Annotated in this window: 13 protein-coding genes and 1 pseudogene; 6 read left to right on the forward strand and 8 right to left on the reverse strand. The window is 70.0% G+C overall.

Annotated features, from left to right (window positions below; genetic code table 11):
• Positions 1–1,464 (forward strand): malate synthase A (gene aceB / locus EF918_RS21385; RefSeq protein ID WP_125649041.1); only part of this gene is annotated, 1,464 nt, incomplete at its 5' end.
• A gap of 285 nt (positions 1,465–1,749) precedes the next feature.
• Positions 1,750–2,943, forward strand: coding sequence for a GDSL-type esterase/lipase family protein (locus EF918_RS21390; RefSeq protein WP_260610459.1), 1,194 nt, complete (start codon positions 1,750–1,752; stop codon positions 2,941–2,943).
• A gap of 66 nt (positions 2,944–3,009) precedes the next feature.
• Here EF918_RS21390 and EF918_RS21395 read toward each other — a convergent pair whose 3' ends face one another.
• From EF918_RS21395 to EF918_RS21425, 7 genes are all read right to left on the reverse strand, one after another.
• Positions 3,010–4,386, reverse strand: a complete 1,377-nt coding sequence (locus EF918_RS21395) for a nucleobase:cation symporter-2 family protein (protein WP_185921845.1) — start codon at positions 4,384–4,386, stop codon at positions 3,010–3,012.
• Between the two features lie 303 nt (positions 4,387–4,689).
• A complete protein-coding gene (locus EF918_RS21400; protein WP_125649048.1) occupies positions 4,690–6,084 on the reverse strand; it encodes an 8-oxoguanine deaminase in 1,395 nt (464 codons plus the stop codon).
• 204 nt (positions 6,085–6,288) lie between these two features.
• The gene (gene pucL, locus EF918_RS21405; RefSeq protein WP_125649051.1) at positions 6,289–7,212 is read right to left on the reverse strand and encodes a factor-independent urate hydroxylase; all 924 of its coding nucleotides are present in this window, start codon (positions 7,210–7,212) and stop codon (positions 6,289–6,291) included.
• A 6-nt stretch (positions 7,213–7,218) separates the two neighbouring features.
• A complete protein-coding gene (uraH, locus tag EF918_RS21410; RefSeq protein WP_125649054.1) occupies positions 7,219–7,611 on the reverse strand; it encodes a hydroxyisourate hydrolase in 393 nt (130 codons plus the stop codon).
• A gap of 7 nt (positions 7,612–7,618) precedes the next feature.
• Entirely contained in the window at positions 7,619–8,125 is a 507-nt protein-coding gene (gene uraD, locus EF918_RS21415) for a 2-oxo-4-hydroxy-4-carboxy-5-ureidoimidazoline decarboxylase (protein WP_125649057.1), read from the reverse strand.
• 153 nt (positions 8,126–8,278) lie between these two features.
• Positions 8,279–8,662 carry a helix-turn-helix domain-containing protein gene (locus EF918_RS21420; protein ID WP_125649061.1) on the reverse strand — a complete coding sequence of 128 codons (384 nt, stop codon included), beginning with the start codon at positions 8,660–8,662 and terminating at the stop codon, positions 8,279–8,281.
• Entirely contained in the window at positions 8,659–8,910 is a 252-nt protein-coding gene (locus EF918_RS21425) for a hypothetical protein (protein ID WP_125649064.1), read from the reverse strand. The genes EF918_RS21420 and EF918_RS21425 overlap by 4 nt, the downstream gene beginning before the upstream one ends.
• Before the next feature lie 125 nt (positions 8,911–9,035).
• Between EF918_RS21425 and EF918_RS21430 the strand changes: the two genes are divergently transcribed.
• The 3 genes from EF918_RS21430 to EF918_RS21440 all read left to right on the forward strand — a co-directional run bounded on the left by EF918_RS21430 (position 9,036) and on the right by EF918_RS21440 (position 12,555).
• Complete coding sequence (locus tag EF918_RS21430) at positions 9,036–9,869, forward strand: TIM barrel protein (RefSeq protein ID WP_125649067.1); 834 nt, start codon at positions 9,036–9,038, stop codon at positions 9,867–9,869.
• Positions 9,870–9,963: 94 nt separating this feature from the next.
• Positions 9,964–10,854: a 2-hydroxy-3-oxopropionate reductase gene (locus EF918_RS21435; protein ID WP_125649070.1), complete on the forward strand. Its 891-nt coding sequence runs from the start codon at positions 9,964–9,966 to the stop codon at positions 10,852–10,854.
• A gap of 243 nt (positions 10,855–11,097) precedes the next feature.
• Complete coding sequence (locus tag EF918_RS21440; protein WP_125649079.1) at positions 11,098–12,555, forward strand: catalase; 1,458 nt, start codon at positions 11,098–11,100, stop codon at positions 12,553–12,555.
• A gap of 984 nt (positions 12,556–13,539) precedes the next feature.
• Here EF918_RS21440 and gcl read toward each other — a convergent pair.
• Positions 13,540–15,327, reverse strand: coding sequence for a glyoxylate carboligase (gcl, locus tag EF918_RS21445; protein ID WP_125649073.1), 1,788 nt, complete (start codon positions 15,325–15,327; stop codon positions 13,540–13,542).
• 226 nt (positions 15,328–15,553) lie between these two features.
• Between gcl and EF918_RS21450 the strand changes: the two are divergent.
• Positions 15,554–16,044, forward strand: a pseudogene (locus EF918_RS21450) (hypothetical protein); the annotation flags it as partial.

The raw sequence follows: 16,044 nt of genomic DNA on the forward strand, positions 1-16,044 counted from the left end.
CGCCGCGCCGAGATCGCCCGCACCTCCCACCTCGACTTCCTCCCGGAGACCGCACAGATCCGCGAGGGCGACTGGAAGGTGGCCCCGGCCCCGGCCGCGCTGAACGACCGCCGTGTGGAGATCACCGGACCGACCGACCGCAAGATGACCGTCAACGCCCTGAACTCGGGCGCCAAGGTCTGGCTCGCCGACTTCGAGGACGCCTCGGCCCCCACCTGGGAGAACGTGGTCCTCGGCCAGCTCAACCTGATCGACGCCTACGAGCGCCGCATCGACTTCACCGACCCGCGCAGCGGCAAGTCCTACGCCCTCAAGCCCGCCGAGGAGCTCGCCACCGTGGTGATGCGCCCGCGCGGCTGGCACCTGGAGGAGCGTCACCTGACCGCCGACGGCCGCCCGGTGCCCGGTGCGCTGGTGGACTTCGGCCTGTACTTCTTCCACAACGCCCAGCGTCTGATCGACCTCGGCAAGGGCCCGTACTTCTACCTCCCGAAGACGGAGTCGCACCTGGAGGCCCGCCTCTGGAACGAGATCTTCGTCTTCGCCCAGGACTACGTCGGCATCCCGCAGGGCACCGTCCGCGCCACCGTGCTGATCGAGACGATCACGGCCGCGTACGAGATGGAGGAGATCCTCTACGAGCTGCGCGACCACGCGGCCGGTCTGAACGCGGGCCGCTGGGACTACCTGTTCTCCATCGTCAAGAACTTCCGTGACGGCGGCGAGAAGTTCGTCCTGCCGGACCGCAACGCCGTGACGATGACCGCCCCGTTCATGCGCGCGTACACCGAACTGCTGGTGCGCACCTGCCACAAGCGCGGCGCGCACGCCATCGGCGGCATGGCGGCCTTCATCCCGTCCCGCAAGGACCCCGAGGTCAACAAGGTCGCCTTCGAGAAGGTCAAGGCCGACAAGGACCGCGAGGCCGGCGACGGTTTCGACGGCTCCTGGGTCGCCCACCCCGACCTGGTCCCGATCGCGATGGCCTCCTTCGACGCGGTGCTGGGCGAGAAGCCCCACCAGAAGGACCGGCTGCGCGAGGACGTCGCGGTGGCCCCCGGCGACCTGATCGCGATCGACTCCCTCGACGCCCGCCCCACCTACGAGGGCCTGCGCAACGCCGTCCAGGTCGGCATCCGCTACATCGAGGCCTGGCTGCGGGGCCTGGGCGCCGTCGCCATCTTCAACCTGATGGAGGACGCGGCCACCGCGGAGATCTCCCGCTCCCAGATCTGGCAGTGGATCAACGCGGGCGTGGTCTTCGAGAACGGCGAGCGGGCCACGGCCGAGCTGACCCGTGCGGTCGCCGCCGAGGAACTGGCCGCGATCCGCGCCGAGATCGGCGAGGAGGCCTTCGCTGCGGGCACGTGGCAGCAGGCCCATGACCTGCTGCTCCAGGTCGCGCTGGACGCCGACTACGCGGACTTCCTCACCCTCCCGGCCTACGAGCAGCTCGTCGGCTGAAGGACCCCTGGAATCGGCTGAATTCGCACAGCGGCCGAACCGGCGACCGGGCCCCCGGTGTCTTCGGACACCGGGGGCCCGGTCGTTCCACCGTCGGGATCCGGCCGGACCACCGCTCCCGAACGACCGATCGGTCGTTACTCCATCGTAATGTGCGGCTACCTAGCGGTAACAATGCGGCGCATGTCACCTTTCCGGTGCCACCGGCCGGCGGTACCCCCACTTCCCCAGCCATGCACCGAAGTTGTTCCCGGCTTCGCCATGGCCGACCGCAGGAGTTCCGCAGTGATCGGATTCCGCACCGCTCGTGAGAAGAAGAGGTCCGGCAGCCGCGTGCGACGGCTGGCCGGGGCCGGACTGGTCCTCCCGCTCGCCCTCACCACCGCCCTGACGGCCGGTTCCGGCACCGCCGCGGCGGGCCCCGGCCAGGGCCCCACCGCCGTCGTCTCCCTCGGTGACAGCTACATCTCGGGCGAGGCCGGCCGCTGGAAGGGCAACAGCCTGACCAACACGGGCAACCGCACCGGCACCGACCGGGCCTGGGTGAGCGGCTCCACCTACGACCCGTCGAAGGTGTACGGCGCCTCGGAGGCCAACGGCTGCCACCGCTCGGACGCCGCCGAGATCAACGGCGCCGGACCGCTCGCCTCCGTGGCGATCAACCTCGCCTGCTCGGGCGCCACCTCCGACAACGTCTTCCGCGCCTCCAACGGCGGTGCGGCGTACAAGGGCGAGGCCCCGCAGGCCGACCAGCTCGCCGCCGTGGCCCGGACCCACGACATCAAGCTGATCACCCTCTCGATCGGCGGCAACGACCTGGGCTTCGCCGACATCATCAAGGACTGCGCGCTCGACTTCGTCCTCTGGAACTCGTACTGCTACGACGACCAGCAGGAGAAGGTCGACCAGCGCATCGACGGGGTGATGCAGAAGGTCGGCAAGTCCGTGGACGAGATCCGCGCCGTGATGTCCGGCGCCGGGTACGCCTCCGGCGACTACCGGATCGTCCTGCAGTCCTACCCCTCGCCGATCCCGCGCGGCGCGGAGAACCGGTACACCCAGAGCGACTGGAGCCGGCTGAACACGGGCGGCTGCCCGTTCTGGAACCGGGACTCCGACTGGGCCCGTGACACGCTGGTGCCGCAGCTCGCCGACCGCCTGCGGGGCGTGGCGACCGCCAAGGGCGTGCAGTTCCTGGACCTGCGCGACATGCTCCAGGGACGAGAGGTGTGCGCCAGGGCCAGCAAGCTGGTCAGCTCCACGGCGCCGGCCTCGGCCCGGACCAGCGAGTGGGCGCGCTGGATCGACAGCAGCGAGACGCAGGGCCCCGTGCAGGAGTCCATGCACCCCAACTACTACGGCCAGTTGGCCCTGGGCCGCTGCCTGAGCCTGCTGGGCGCCAGGCCGTCCGGCGACTTCTCCTGCCGGAACACGGCCGGCGCCGACCACACCGGGATGTACCTGACCGCGATGCCCTGATCCGACGCGTGCGGCCGCGGTCCCCTTCGGCTCTCCGAGGGGGACCGCGGCCGCTCCTGCCGTGTTTCAGTGCACCGGTACGGGCTCCGGCGCGGGGGCCGCGCCCTTACGGGCACCGAGGTGGTTGAAGGCCAGGTTGAGCACGATGGCCACCAGACAGCCGGTGCTGATGCCCGAGTCCAGGACGACCAGCAGGTCCTTGGGGAAGGCGTGGTAGAAGCCCGGGGCGGCGATCGGGATCAGGCCGACGCCCACCGAGGCGGCGACGATCAGAGCGTTCTCGCCCCGCTCCATGGCCGCGCCCGCCAGGGTCTGGATGCCGCTGGCGGCGACCGAGCCGAAGAGCACGATCCCGGCGCCGCCGAGGACCGGCAGCGGGACCAGGGCGATGACGGAGGCGGCCTTCGGGCACAGGCCGAGCAGGATCAGGATGCCGCCGCCGGCGGCGACCACGTACCGGCTGCGCACCTTGGTCATGGCGACCAGGCCGATGTTCTGGGCGAAGGCGCTGCACATGAAGCCGTTGAAGAGCGGGCTGACCGCGCTGCCGAGGGCGTCGGCGCGCAGGCCGCCCTCGATGGTCCGGGCGTCGGCGGACCGGTCGACGATCCGGCCGAGGGCCAGGATGTCGGCGGTGGACTCGGTCATGCAGACCAGCATCACGATGCACATGGAGACCACCGCGGCGAGGTGGAACTGCGGTGCGCCGAAGTGCAGCGGGGTCGGGAAGCCCACCCAGGCGGCCGAGCGGAAGGCGTCGAAGTCGGTCATGCCGAGCGGTATCGCGACCAGCGTGCCGGCGACCAGGCCGAGCAGGATGGCGATCTGCTGGAGAAAGCCCCGCAGCAGCCGGCGCAGCACCAGCACGATCGCGAGCGTGAGCGCGGCCATGCCGATGTTGCGCATCGAGCCGTAGTCGGCGGCCGTACGGTTGCCGCCCTGGGACCAGTTGAAGGCCACCGGCAGCAGGGAGACGCCGATCAGGGTGATGACCGTACCCGTGACCACGGGTGGGAAGAAGCGGACGAGCCTGCCGAAGTAGGGGGCGGCGAAGAAGCCGAGGAGTCCGGCGGTGACGATCGCCCCGAAGATGACGGGGAGGGCGTCGGCGCCCTGGTCCTTGCCGATGGCGATCATCGGCGTCACCCCGGCGAACGAGACCCCGTTGACGAAGGGCAGCCGGGCGCCGATCCGCCAGAACCCGAGGGTCTGCAGGAGGGTGGCGAGTCCGGCCGTGAACAGCGAGGCGCCCATCAGGAAGGCGGTCTCGGTGGCGGAGAGCCCGACGGCCGGGCCGACGATCATGGGCGGGGCCACGACCCCCGCGTACATCGCGGCCACGTGCTGGAGGCCGCTCGTGAACATCTTCACCGGAGGGAGGGTCTCGTCGACCGGGTGCTTGTCCTCCGGTACTGCAACTGCTGCTTTGCGGAACCTGGGCATGGCGGCCACTGGTGTTCCTCCGGTCGGTTAACGCGCCGGCAGGGGACGCGGGTGTCAAGGAGGTGGTGCAAGAGCGAGCGCGGTGCGGCGCGCGGACGGGAAGGAAGAAGGAGGAGCGAGGGACGGTGGACGGTGACATGACAGAACTGCACCCGGGCCGGGCCCGTGGTGGTGGCACGAGTCACCGCCCCCGGGTGACGCCTTCGGCTGACCTCAGGCGCCGCCCGGGAACGGCTGCCGTGGACCCCGCTCGGGTCCACGGCGGCCGGCCGGGGGCCGTCCCCCCCGGCCGGAACCGTGGGATCAGCCCTGGGCGGAGATCCGCGCCAGGCGCTGCGCCTCTTCCCGCGTGGAGCGGGCGATGGCGTCCTCGTCGGCGGTGAGCAGACGGTTGTTCTCGACGATCTGCTTGCCGTTGACGAACGAGGCGGTCACCGGGGCGGCGGCACCGAAGACCAGCGCGGTCACCGGGTCGGCGATCGAGGAGTGCAGGAAGGTGGAGAGGTTCCACAGCACCAGGTCGGCGAGCTTGCCGACCTCCAGCGAACCGATGTTGTCGGCGCGGCCGAGGACCTGCGCGCCGCCGTAGGTGCCCAGCCGCAGCGACTGGCGGGCGTTGAGGGCGGCCTCGCGGTGCACCGGGTTCAGGCGGTTGATCAGGAGCGCGTTGCGCAGCTCGGTGTGCAGCTCGCCGGACTCGTTGGAGGCGGTGCCGTCGACGCCGAGGCCGACCGGAACGCCGGCGGCGAGCATGTCCGGGACGCGGGCGATGCCGGCGGCCAGCCGGGCGTTGGAGGACGGGCAGTGCGCCACACCGGTCTTCGTCCGGGCGAAGGCGGCGATGTCGGAGTCGTTCATGTGGACGCTGTGCGCCATCCACACGTCCTCGCCGAGCCAGCCGGTCGACTCGAAGTAGTCGGTCGGGCCCATGCCGAAGAGCTCGTGGCAGAACTTCTCCTCCTCGACCGTCTCGCTGCCGTGGGTGTGCATGCGCACACCGAGGCGGCGGGCCAGCTCGGCGCCCTGCTTGAGGAGTTCGGTGGAGACCGAGAAGGGGGAGCACGGGGCGACGGCGACCTGGGTCATGGCGTCGAAGGAGGCGTCGTGGAACTTCTTGACGGTCGCCTCGGTGTCGGCCAGGGCGCCTTCGAGGGTCTCGACCGCGTGGTCCGGCGGCAGGCCGCCGTCCTTCTCGCTGCGGTCCATGGAGCCGCGGGCCAGCGTGAAGCGGACGCCCATCTCGGACGCGGCGCGGATGATCGCGCCGGACAGGTCGCCGGCTCCCTTGGGGTACACGTAGTGGTGGTCCATGGCGGTGGTGACACCGCCGCGGGCCATCGCGGCCAGGGAGCCCTGGGCGGCCGAGTAGGCCATCTGCTCGTCGATGCGCGCCCAGGTCGGGTACAGCGCCACGAGCCAGTTGAAGAGGTTGTGGTCGGTGGCCAGGCCTCGGGTGATCCACTGGTAGAAGTGGTGGTGGGTGTTGACCAGACCGGGGGTCACGAGGTGGCCGGTGGCGTCGATGCGACGTACCACGTTCTCGAGGTTGCCGGGGGCGTCGCCCGCGCCGATGGCCTCGATCCGGTTGCCGGCGATGACGATGTGACCCGAGGCGTACTCGGTGTCGTTCGCGTCGACGGTCGCGATCGCACAGTTCTCGATGACGATGCGCTCGACCGCGCTGTCAGTGGCTGCCATGGGGGCTTCCTCGTGCTTTCAGTGGCGGTGCGGGCACGGCAGGACCCAGGGGATTTGAGTACCGAAACCGGGGGCCCTGGCAGCTGACAGTACTGCCGCCCCGTGTGATGCTCCGGGTGCCGAGTTCAGGAAGTCGTCCTGTGTTGCGGGTGCGGGCCTGCGGTCCCGGGGCCGGTACGGGCCCCGGGGACGCGGGTGCGCCGACTAGAGGTTGGTCAGGTCCACCGGGATGCGCGCGTCGGCGCCGTCCCGCAGGATCGTGGCCTCGATCAGACCGTACGGGCGGTCCGCGGCGAAGTACACCTCGTTGTCGTTCTTGAGGCCGAAAGGCTCCAGGTCGACCAGGAAGTGGTGCTTGTTCGGGAGCGAGAAGCGGACCTCGTCGATCTCCGAACGGTGGTTGATGATGCGCGAACCCATCTGGTACAGGGTCTGCTGCAGGGAGAGGGAGTAGGTCTCCGCGAAGGCCTCCAGCATGTGCTTCTTGGTGGCCTCGTAGGACTTCTCCCAGTTGGGCATCCGCTGCTCGTCGTCGGTCCAGTTGAACCGCCAGCGGCCCGACACCTGGGTGGCCAGGATGCGGTCGTACGCCTCCTGGAGGGTCGTGTACTTGTCCTTGACGTAACCCCAGAACTCCGAGTTGGTGGAGTTCATGACGATCAGGTCCTTGAGGCCGGAGATGACCTCCCAGTTCTGGCCGTCGTAGGTGATCTGGGTGACGCGGGTCTCCTGGCCCTTGCGGACGAAGGAGTGCTTGACCTCGTCGGCCCCGATGAACTTCGAGTGGGAGTCCGAGGTCTGGATCCGCTCCCAGGCGTACTCCTCGATGCGGATGCGCGCCCGCTGGATCGGCTCCTGGCTGCCTACGAACCACCGCGCCAGGTGGATGCCGAACTGCTCGGCGGACTCGATGCCGTACTCCTTGGCGAACGCGTACACCGTGTTCTTGGTGGTGTCCGTGGGCAGGACGTTCGCGTTCGAGCCGGAGTAGTGGACGTCGTCCATGTCGCCGGAGAGGGCGACGGAGACGTTCAGGTCCTTGATGTGGTGGGTGTCGCCGTCCCGCGTGATCTTGACGACGCGGTTCTCTGCTTTGCCGTACTGGTTCTGGCCGAGAATCGTGGGCATTGTCTGCTAGCTCCCTCGGTAAACGGAGTAGCCGAACGGGTTGAGCAGCAGCGGTACGTGGTAGTGCTCGCCCGGGTTCACCGCGAAGGTGATGGTGACCTCGGGGAAGAACGCACCGCTGTCCCTTACGCGGGGGGCGTCCTGCTGCGCCTCGGCGGCTTGCTTCTTGGCGAAGTACGTCTCGGTCTCGAAGTCGAGGCGTACGTGGGTGGTGCCCTCCGGCAGTGCCGGCAGGTCCTTGCAGCGCCCGTCGTTGTCGGTGGCGCTGCCGCCCAGCTCGGTCCACGCGGCGTCGGAGCCGCTGCGGGCCGACAGGGTGATGGCGACGCCCTCGGCGGGGCGGCCGATGCTGGTGTCCAGGATGTGCGTGGACACCGAGGCGGTGGTCGCGGTGCTCATCGGCAGTTCACTCTCCTTCTGCGAGTCGCGTCAGACGAATCCGGTTGATCTTGACGAGCTCCCCGCGGGCGATCTCCCGCTCGGCCTCGGCAGTGTTCTCGATCCGGATCCTGAGCGCGTCGCGCATCTGCTCACCGGTCGCACCGGTGGCGCAGATCAGGAAGACGTGGCCGAACTTGTCCTGGTAGGCCAGGTTCAGTTCGAGCAGCTCGGCCTTGAGCTCCTCGGAGGCCCCGGCCATCCCCCGCTGCTCGCGGGCGGAGGTCGGGTCTCCCGGCTTCGGGCGGCCGATCGGCGGGTGGCCGGCCATCGCCTCGGCCAGGTCCTCCGCGGTGAGCTCCGCCATGGCGGCGTCGCTCGCGGCGAACAGGTCGTCGGCGGTGGCGTAGGGGCGCTGGGCCAGGAGCTTGCTGCCCCATGCCGAACTGGCGCACACCTCGTGCAGCTCGGCCGTGGCCGCGCTGTCGTCCAAGGTGTTGAACCGGGAGAGCCCCGGGGTGGAACGCGAAGTCACGGGACTGCCTCCGTGGCCTGATTGCTTTGACGGGCTGCGCATAGCTAACGCCCTCGACAACACGGCGTCAACACTTTGTTGAAACTTCGCGTACACAAAAGCCGCCGCCCGGTTGAATCGGGCGGCGGCCTGTCACCGACGGTGAGAGCCGACTCACGCCTGGTGGGATTTGTTGGGATTTTCCCGGTTCAAGTAGTTGTACACCGTGAAGCGGCTCACGCCGAGCGCCGTGGCCACCGTCTCCACACCGTGCCGCACGGAGAACGCGCCCCGCGCTTCCAGTATGCGCACCACGTCCTGCTTGGCCTTCCGGTCGAGCTGGGCCAGCGGCATGCCGTGCCGGCGTTCCAGCGCGGCCAGGATGTGGTCGAGCGAGTCGGACAGCTGCGGCAGCCGCACGGCCAGCACGTCCTCGCCCTCCCAGCTCAGCACCACGTCGTCGGGCTCGGCCCGGGCCGGATCCATCAGCTCGCCGCCCATCGCGTCCACCAGCGGCTTGACCGCGGCGACGAACGGGTGGTCGCGGGGTTCGGTCATGGGGTGTCCTCCCCGATCACGTTCACCTGGAGCGAGACCCGGGTGGCCCCGGCGGCCAGCGCGTCGCGCAGCAACGCGTCCACCGCCCCCAGCACGCTGGCGGCCTCACCCTCGGCGGTGTTGCCGAACGGGCCGACGTCCACCGCGTCCAGCTGGGCCTTCTGGATGACCTCGCGGGCGGCCACGGCGTGGGCGGGGGCCTCTTCGAGGTCGAAGGGCTCGGTCGTGAACTCCACTCTCAATCGCACGCCGTCAAGCTACCCCGCGGTCACGATTTTTCGGCAGTCCGCACTTGACAACGGGGACGCCCGCCTTGCAGTCTTCCATCAAGCAGAAACAAACTTCCGCAATACGGAAGGAGCGCACACCCCTCATGGGATACTCGGACCAGCGCTTCGATGTGAACCTGTCGATCCTCTTCACGGAACTCCCGCTCCTGGAGCGCCCCGCGGCCGCCGCCGCGGCGGGCTTCACCGCGGTCGAGCTGTGGTGGCCCTGGATCGACACCCCCACCCCGGCTCAGGAGGAGCTGGACGCCCTCAAGAAGGCTCTTGAGGACGCGGGCACCCAGCTGGTGGGCCTGAACTTCTACGCCGGCCGGCTCCCCGGCCCGGACCGCGGCGCGGTCTCGGTGCCCGGTGAGGAGTCGGACCGCTTCCGCGCCAACATCGACGTCGCGGCGGACTTCGCCGCCTCCGTCGGCTGCAAGGCGCTGAACGCCCTCTACGGCAACCGTGTCGAGGGGGTGGACCCGGCCGTCCAGGACGAGCTCGCGCTCGAGAACCTGGTGGTCGCGGCCCGGGCCGCCGACCGCGTCGGCGCGATCCTGCTGATCGAGACGCTGAACAAGCCCGAGTCCCCGCTCTACCCGCTGGTGAGCGCGCCGTCCGCGATCGAGGTCGTGGACAAGGTGAACGAGGCGACGGGGCTGGGGAACGCGAAGTTCCTCCTCGACCTGTACCACCTGGCGATGAACGAGGAGGACCTCTCCGAGGTCATCGAAAAGTACGCCGCCAGGACCGGCCACGTCCAGATCGCGGACAAGCCCGGCCGGGGTGCCCCGGGCACGGGCGAGCTGCCCCTGGAGGACCTCCTCGACCAGCTCCGCAAGGCCGGCTACCAGGGCTTCGTCGGCCTGGAGTACAAGGCCGAGAACGCGGCCGAGTCCTTCGGCTGGCTGCCGGCCGGGGCCCGCGCGGCCGAGTAGGAGGACGAAGTCCGGACGATCGCCCGGACACCCTCCCCTCTTTTCGACTCTTCGTACACAGCTTCACGAGCTTCAGCAGAAGGACACCCTCATCATGAGCAACCTCCCCAAGATCGCGTGGATCGGCCTCGGCATCATGGGCTCCCCCATGTCCGAGAACCTCCTCAAGGCCGGTTACTCGGTCACCGGCTACACGCTGGAGCAGGACAAGCTGGACCGGCTGGCCGCCGCCGGCGGCACCGCGGCCGGTTCGATCGCCGAGGCCGTCAAGGACGCCGACGTGATCATCACGATGGTGCCCGCCTCCCCGCACGTCGAGGCCATCTCCTACGGCCCCGAGGGCATCCTGGAGAACGCCAAGTCCCGCGCGCTGATCGTGGACATGTCCTCGATCACCCCGCAGACCTCGGTCGACCTGGCGAAGAACGCCGCCGAGAAGGGCCTGCGGGTCCTGGACGCCCCGGTGTCCGGCGGCGAGGCCGGCGCCATCGAGGCCGTCCTGTCGATCATGGTGGGTGGCGAGCAGGCCGACTTCGACGAGGCCCTGCCCATCCTGGAGGCCCTCGGCAAGACCATCGTCCTGTGCGGCCCGCACGGCTCCGGCCAGACGGTGAAGGCCGCCAACCAGCTCATCGTCGCCGTCAACATCCAGGCGTGCGCCGAGGCCGTGGTCTTCCTGGAGAAGTCCGGCGTGGACCTCCAGGCCGCGCTCGACGTCCTCAACGGCGGTCTGGCCGGCTCCACGGTGCTGACCCGCAAGAAGGACAACTTCCTCAACCGCGACTTCAAGCCCGGCTTCCGGATCGACCTGCACCACAAGGACATGGGCATCGTCACCGACGCCGCCCGCAACGTCGGTGCGGCCCTCCCGGTCGGCGCCGTGGTCGCCCAGCTGGTCGCCTCCCTGCGCGCCCAGGGCGACGGCGGCCTGGACCACTCCGCCCTGCTGCGCGCGGTCGAGCGCCTCTCCGGCTCGCAGGTCTGACCGACCGGCCCCTGGCCGGCGCGGTCCCTGGCGGGCCCCGCCTCCCCTTTCCCGGGGGACCTGAGTTTCCGGATGGCACCGGTGCTGACACCTGTCCTGTCGCGCCCAAGCGCCGGTGCCGTCCGGAGCACCTCTCCACCTGTTTGTTCAACAAACTGTTGACGCTGCGTTCCGCCTGAACCTAGGCTCCTCCGCATGGCGGAAGACGCTTTCCGTCAGCAGCTCCCGTACGGAAGGTCCACGATGTCGAAGCGCGTGCTTACGACCGAGTCCGGCGCCCCGGTCGCCGACAACCAGAACTCCGCCACCGCCGGCGTCGGTGGCCCGCTCCTCGTCCAGGACCAGCAGCTCCTGGAGAAGCTCGCCCGCTTCAACCGTGAGCGCATCCCGGAGCGCGTCGTGCACGCCCGCGGTTCCGCCGCGTACGGCTACTTCGAGGTGACGGACGACGTCACCCGGTGGACCTCGGCGAAGTTCCTGAACACGGTCGGCAAGAAGACCGAAACGTTCCTGCGCTTCTCCACCGTGGCCGACTCCCTCGGTGGCGCGGACGCCGTCCGCGACCCGCGCGGCTTCGCGCTGAAGTTCTACACCGAGGACGGCAACTACGACCTCGTCGGCAACAACACCCCGGTGTTCTTCATCAAGGACCCGATCAAGTTCCCCGACTTCATCCACTCCCAGAAGCGCGACCCGTTCACGGGCAAGCAGGAGCCGGACAACGTCTGGGACTTCTGGGCGCACGCCCCCGAGGCGACGCACCAGATCACCTGGCTGATGGGTGACCGCGGCATTCCGGCCTCGTACCGCCACATGAACGGCTACGGCTCCCACACCTACCAGTGGACCAACGCCCAGGGCGAGGCCTTCTTCGTCAAGTACCACTTCAAGACGAACCAGGGCATCCGCTGCCTGTCGTCCGAGCAGGCCGCCGAGATCGTCGGCAAGGACCCCAACTCGCACCAGACGGACCTGCTCCAGGCCATCGAGCGCGGCGTGAACCCGAGCTGGACCCTGTACGTCCAGGTCATGCCGGCCGCCGAGGCCGCGGACTACCGCTTCAACCCGTTCGACCTCACCAAGGTGTGGCCGCACGCCGACTACCCGCTGCAGCGCGTGGGCCGGCTGGTCCTCGACCGCAACCCGGAGAACGTCTTCGCCGAGGTCGAGCAGTCCGCCTTCTCCCCGAACAACTTCGTCCCGGGCATCACCGCCTCGCCGGACAAGATGCTCCAGGGCCGCCTGTTCGCCTACGCGGACGCCCAGCGCTACCGCCTCGGGGTCAACCACACCCTGCTGCCGGTCAACGCCCCCAAGGCGACCACCGCGCAGAACTACGGCCGCGACGGCGCCATGGCGCTGCGCAACGGCTCGCGCCACGACAAGAACTACGAGCCCAACTCGTACCAGGGCCCGGCCGAGACCGGAGACGCCCTCGGCGCCCCGCTCGCGGTGGCCGGCTGGACCGGCACCCACGCCGCCCCGCTGCACACCAAGGACGACGACTTCTTCCAGGCCGGTGAGTTGTTCCGCCTGATGTCCGAGGACGAGAAGAAGCGTCTGGTGGCGAACATCGCCGGTGGCCTGTCCCAGGTCTCCCGCGAGGACGTCATCGAGAAGAATCTGGCTCACTTCTACGCCGCCGACGCCGACTACGGCAAGCGCGTCGAGGAGGCCGTCCGCGCCCTGCGCGAGGACTGAGCCGGACCAGGAACGCACCGGGGGCCTGACGGGAGGTCGGGCCCCGGGTGCCAGCCCGCTGCCGAGGACCCGGATGAGGGGTGGTTCACGGCAATGGGCAGGACGAGGACCGCGGTGGTGTCGAGCCAGTGCGGTGGTAAGGGGCCGCCCGGCCCGTCTCTTGACCTGAGGGAGACGAAGCCGGCGGACCCGTCGCCACCACCGCGGTCCCAGCCGCACTGCGGGGTCAGGGGCTACGCACAGAACCCCTGACCCCGACAAACCCCTCCCTCTACCCCGCCCGGCGGGTGCGAACGTCCTGTCGCGCCAGCCTCGCCCCGTCGGGCGGTAACCACCCAGAGAGCCGAGTCACGGACGGTCCCGTGACTCGGCTCTCTGCTGTCTCCTGGAGGGCGTGAGCCTGGCCGTGCCGCCGGTGCTGCCGCGCACGGACAGCACCTCGGCGCGCTGCCGCGCCTGCTGGGCCGCCGGGCCCCGCTGGGGACGGGCAGCGCCTTGGCGGTCCTGGCGGGGCCTTGGTGGTCCTGGCGGGCCTTGGCGGGGCCTTGGCGGGGCCTTGGCGGGCCCGGTGGGCCATGGAGGGCCCGGCGGCGGTCCTGCGCACTCCGGCCGGCGCCCCGGGCCCCAGGGAAGGGCGCTCCTCCCGTGGGTCAGGCACAGGGCCACGGGGAGCGGTCGTAGGCCTGCGTGGGCCCGCGTAGAGGCCCACGGCCGCGCGCTGCGGCGTGGCGTGCCGGTGCTTCGCACAGGGCTGCGCCCAGGAGGCACCGGACGGGCACCGGACGGGCACCGGACGGCGGACGGCGGACGGCGGACGGCAGACGGCAGACGGCGGACGGCAGACGGCAGACGGCAGACGGCAGACGGCAGACGGCAAACGGCAAACGGCAAACGGCAGACGGCAGACGGCGGACAACGGGAACGGCCCCCGCGCCTCCCTCAGGAGGGGCGGGGGCCGTTCTCAGGACGGGCCGAAGAGGTCGGTCAGACCTTCAGGGCCTTGATGGCGGTCGGGGCGTGGCCCGGCTCGGTGGCGAGCTCCTCGAACTCGGTCACGTCGCTCATGTCGACCGTCTTGCTCATCGCGATGTTGGTGATGCGCTCCAGGATCGCCTCGACGACGACCGGGACCTGGAACTCCTGGGCCAGCTTCTTGGCCTCCTCGAACGCCTCACCCAGCTTCTCCGGGTCGGTGACGCGGATGGCCTTGACGCCCAGGCCCTCGGCGACCTTGACGTGGTCGACGCCGTAGACGCCGATCTCCGGGGTGTTGATGTTCTCGAACTCGAGGTTGACCTCGAAGTTGATGCCCAGGCCGCCCTGCGCCTGACGGATCAGGCCCAGGTAGGCGTTGTTCACCAGGACGTGGACGTAGGGGACCTTGTGCTGGGCGGCGACCGCCAGCTCCTCGATCATGAACTGGAAGTCGTAGTCGCCGGACAGGGCGACGACCGGGACGTCCGGCTGCGCGGTGGCGGCGCCGATGGCGGCCGGGATGGTCCAGCCGAGCGGGCCGGCCTGGCCGCAGTTGACCCAGTGGCGCGGCTTGTAGACGTGCAGGAACTGCGCCGCGGCGATCTGCGAGAGACCGATGGTGGTGACGTAGCGGGTCTCCGGGCCGAACGCCTTGTTCATCTCCTCGTAGACGCGCTGCGGCTTCATGGGGATGTTCTCGAAGTGCGTGCGGCGCTGCAGGGTGGCCTTGCGGTCCTGCGCCGAGGCGGCCCAGGCGGAGAAGTCCGGGAGCTTGCCCGCGGCCTTCCACTCCTTGGCGATCTCGATGAAGAGCTCCAGGGCGACCTTGGCGTCGGAGGCGATGCCGTAGTCCGGGGCGAAGATCTTGCCGAGCTGGGTGGGCTCGATGTCGACGTGGACGAACTTGCGGCCCTTGGTGTACGCCTCCAGGTTGTAGCCCGTGTGGCGGTTGGCCCAGCGGTTGCCGATGCCGATGACGGTGTCCGACTCCAGGAACGTCGCGTTGCCGTAGCGGTGCGCGGTCTGGACGCCGACCATGCCGGCGGCCAGCTCGTGGTCGTCCGGGATGGTGCCCCAGCCCATCAGGGTGGAGATGACCGGGATGTTCGTCAGCTCGGCGAACTCGACCAGCAGGTCGGAAGCGTCGGCGTTGATGATGCCGCCACCGGCGACGATCAGCGGGCGCTCGGCCTCCAGCAGGAAGCTCAGCGCCTTCTCGGCCTGGGCGCGGGTCGCGGACGGCTTGTAGACCGGCAGCGGCTCGTAGGTCTCCGGGTCGAACTCGATCTCGGTCAGCTGGACGTCGATCGGCAGGTCGATGAGGACCGGGCCGGGACGGCCGGAGCGCATCAGGTGGAAGGCCTGCTGGAAGACGCCGGGGACCTGCGCGGCCTCCAGGACGGTCGTCGCGGCCTTGGTGACCGGCTTCGCGATGGTGGCGATGTCGACGGCCTGGAAGTCCTCCTTGTGGAGCTTCGAGACCGGCGCCTGGCCGGTGATGCACAGGATCGGGATCGAGTCGGCGATCGCGGAGTACAGGCCGGTGATCATGTCGGTGCCGGCGGGGCCGGAGGTACCGATGCAGACACCGATGTTGCCCGCCGCGGCACGGGTGTACCCCTCGGCCATGTGCGAGGCGCCCTCGACGTGACGGGCGAGCGTGTGGCTGATGCCGCCGACGTTCTTGAGCTCGCGGTAGAAGGGGTTGATGGCTGCGCCGGGCACGCCGAACGCTTGGTCAATTCCCTCGCGCTTGAGGATCTCCACGGCCGCGGCAGCGGCGGTCATACGAGGCATCGGTACTCCTGCGGTCAGGCTGTTTCCGGTCGGTTTCCGTAATCCGGAAGTTTTGTTCTGCTATACGGAACAACCTAAGCGGAGGTCTTCGCGCACGTCAAGGCACGGCCGTACCGCGGAACCCACCAAAAGCCAGGTTCGGGTCGGTGAGTTGCACAAAACGGCCGGGGCGCGGGCAGGACATGGGATGGTGACGGGGCACGGCGAACGAGGGGTGGAGGATCCGATGGCGGAGAAGGTCCCGGTGCGTTGCCCGGCCTGTCTGAACGAGAACGACTACGTCGTCCCGGTCTTCCCGTGCGCCTGCGGGAGCCCGGTCTCCCCACCGCTGGACCTGCTGGAACCGGCGGTGCCGCTGACCCACCGGACCTGGTCGGACAGCTGGGTGGCGGTGCGCTGCGGGGCATGCGGACGGGAGAGCGAGTGGCCCCACCCGGAGGTGGGCTGCACGAGCTGCGGCACGGTCACCCAGATCCCGGTCCACCCGATCCGCCCGACCCACCCGGCGCCCCTGGTCCCCCGACCGGACCCGGCCGGGGGCGGCGCCGGGACCGGCAGCGCCCCGACGGCCCCCGGCACCGAGGCGGGGTCCGCCGGCGCGGCCGGCTCGCGCCCGGGCGGACCCCGCCCGGGCGGCCCTGACCGGGCAGGGCGGACCGCCGGCGGCGGGGCCGGCGACGCGGGCACGGCTTCCCGGGGCCCGGGGCAGGCCGGAGG

Origin of the sequence: Streptomyces sp. WAC06614, from assembly GCF_003949795.1 — a bacterium.
GTDB lineage: Bacteria > Actinomycetota > Actinomycetes > Streptomycetales > Streptomycetaceae > Streptomyces.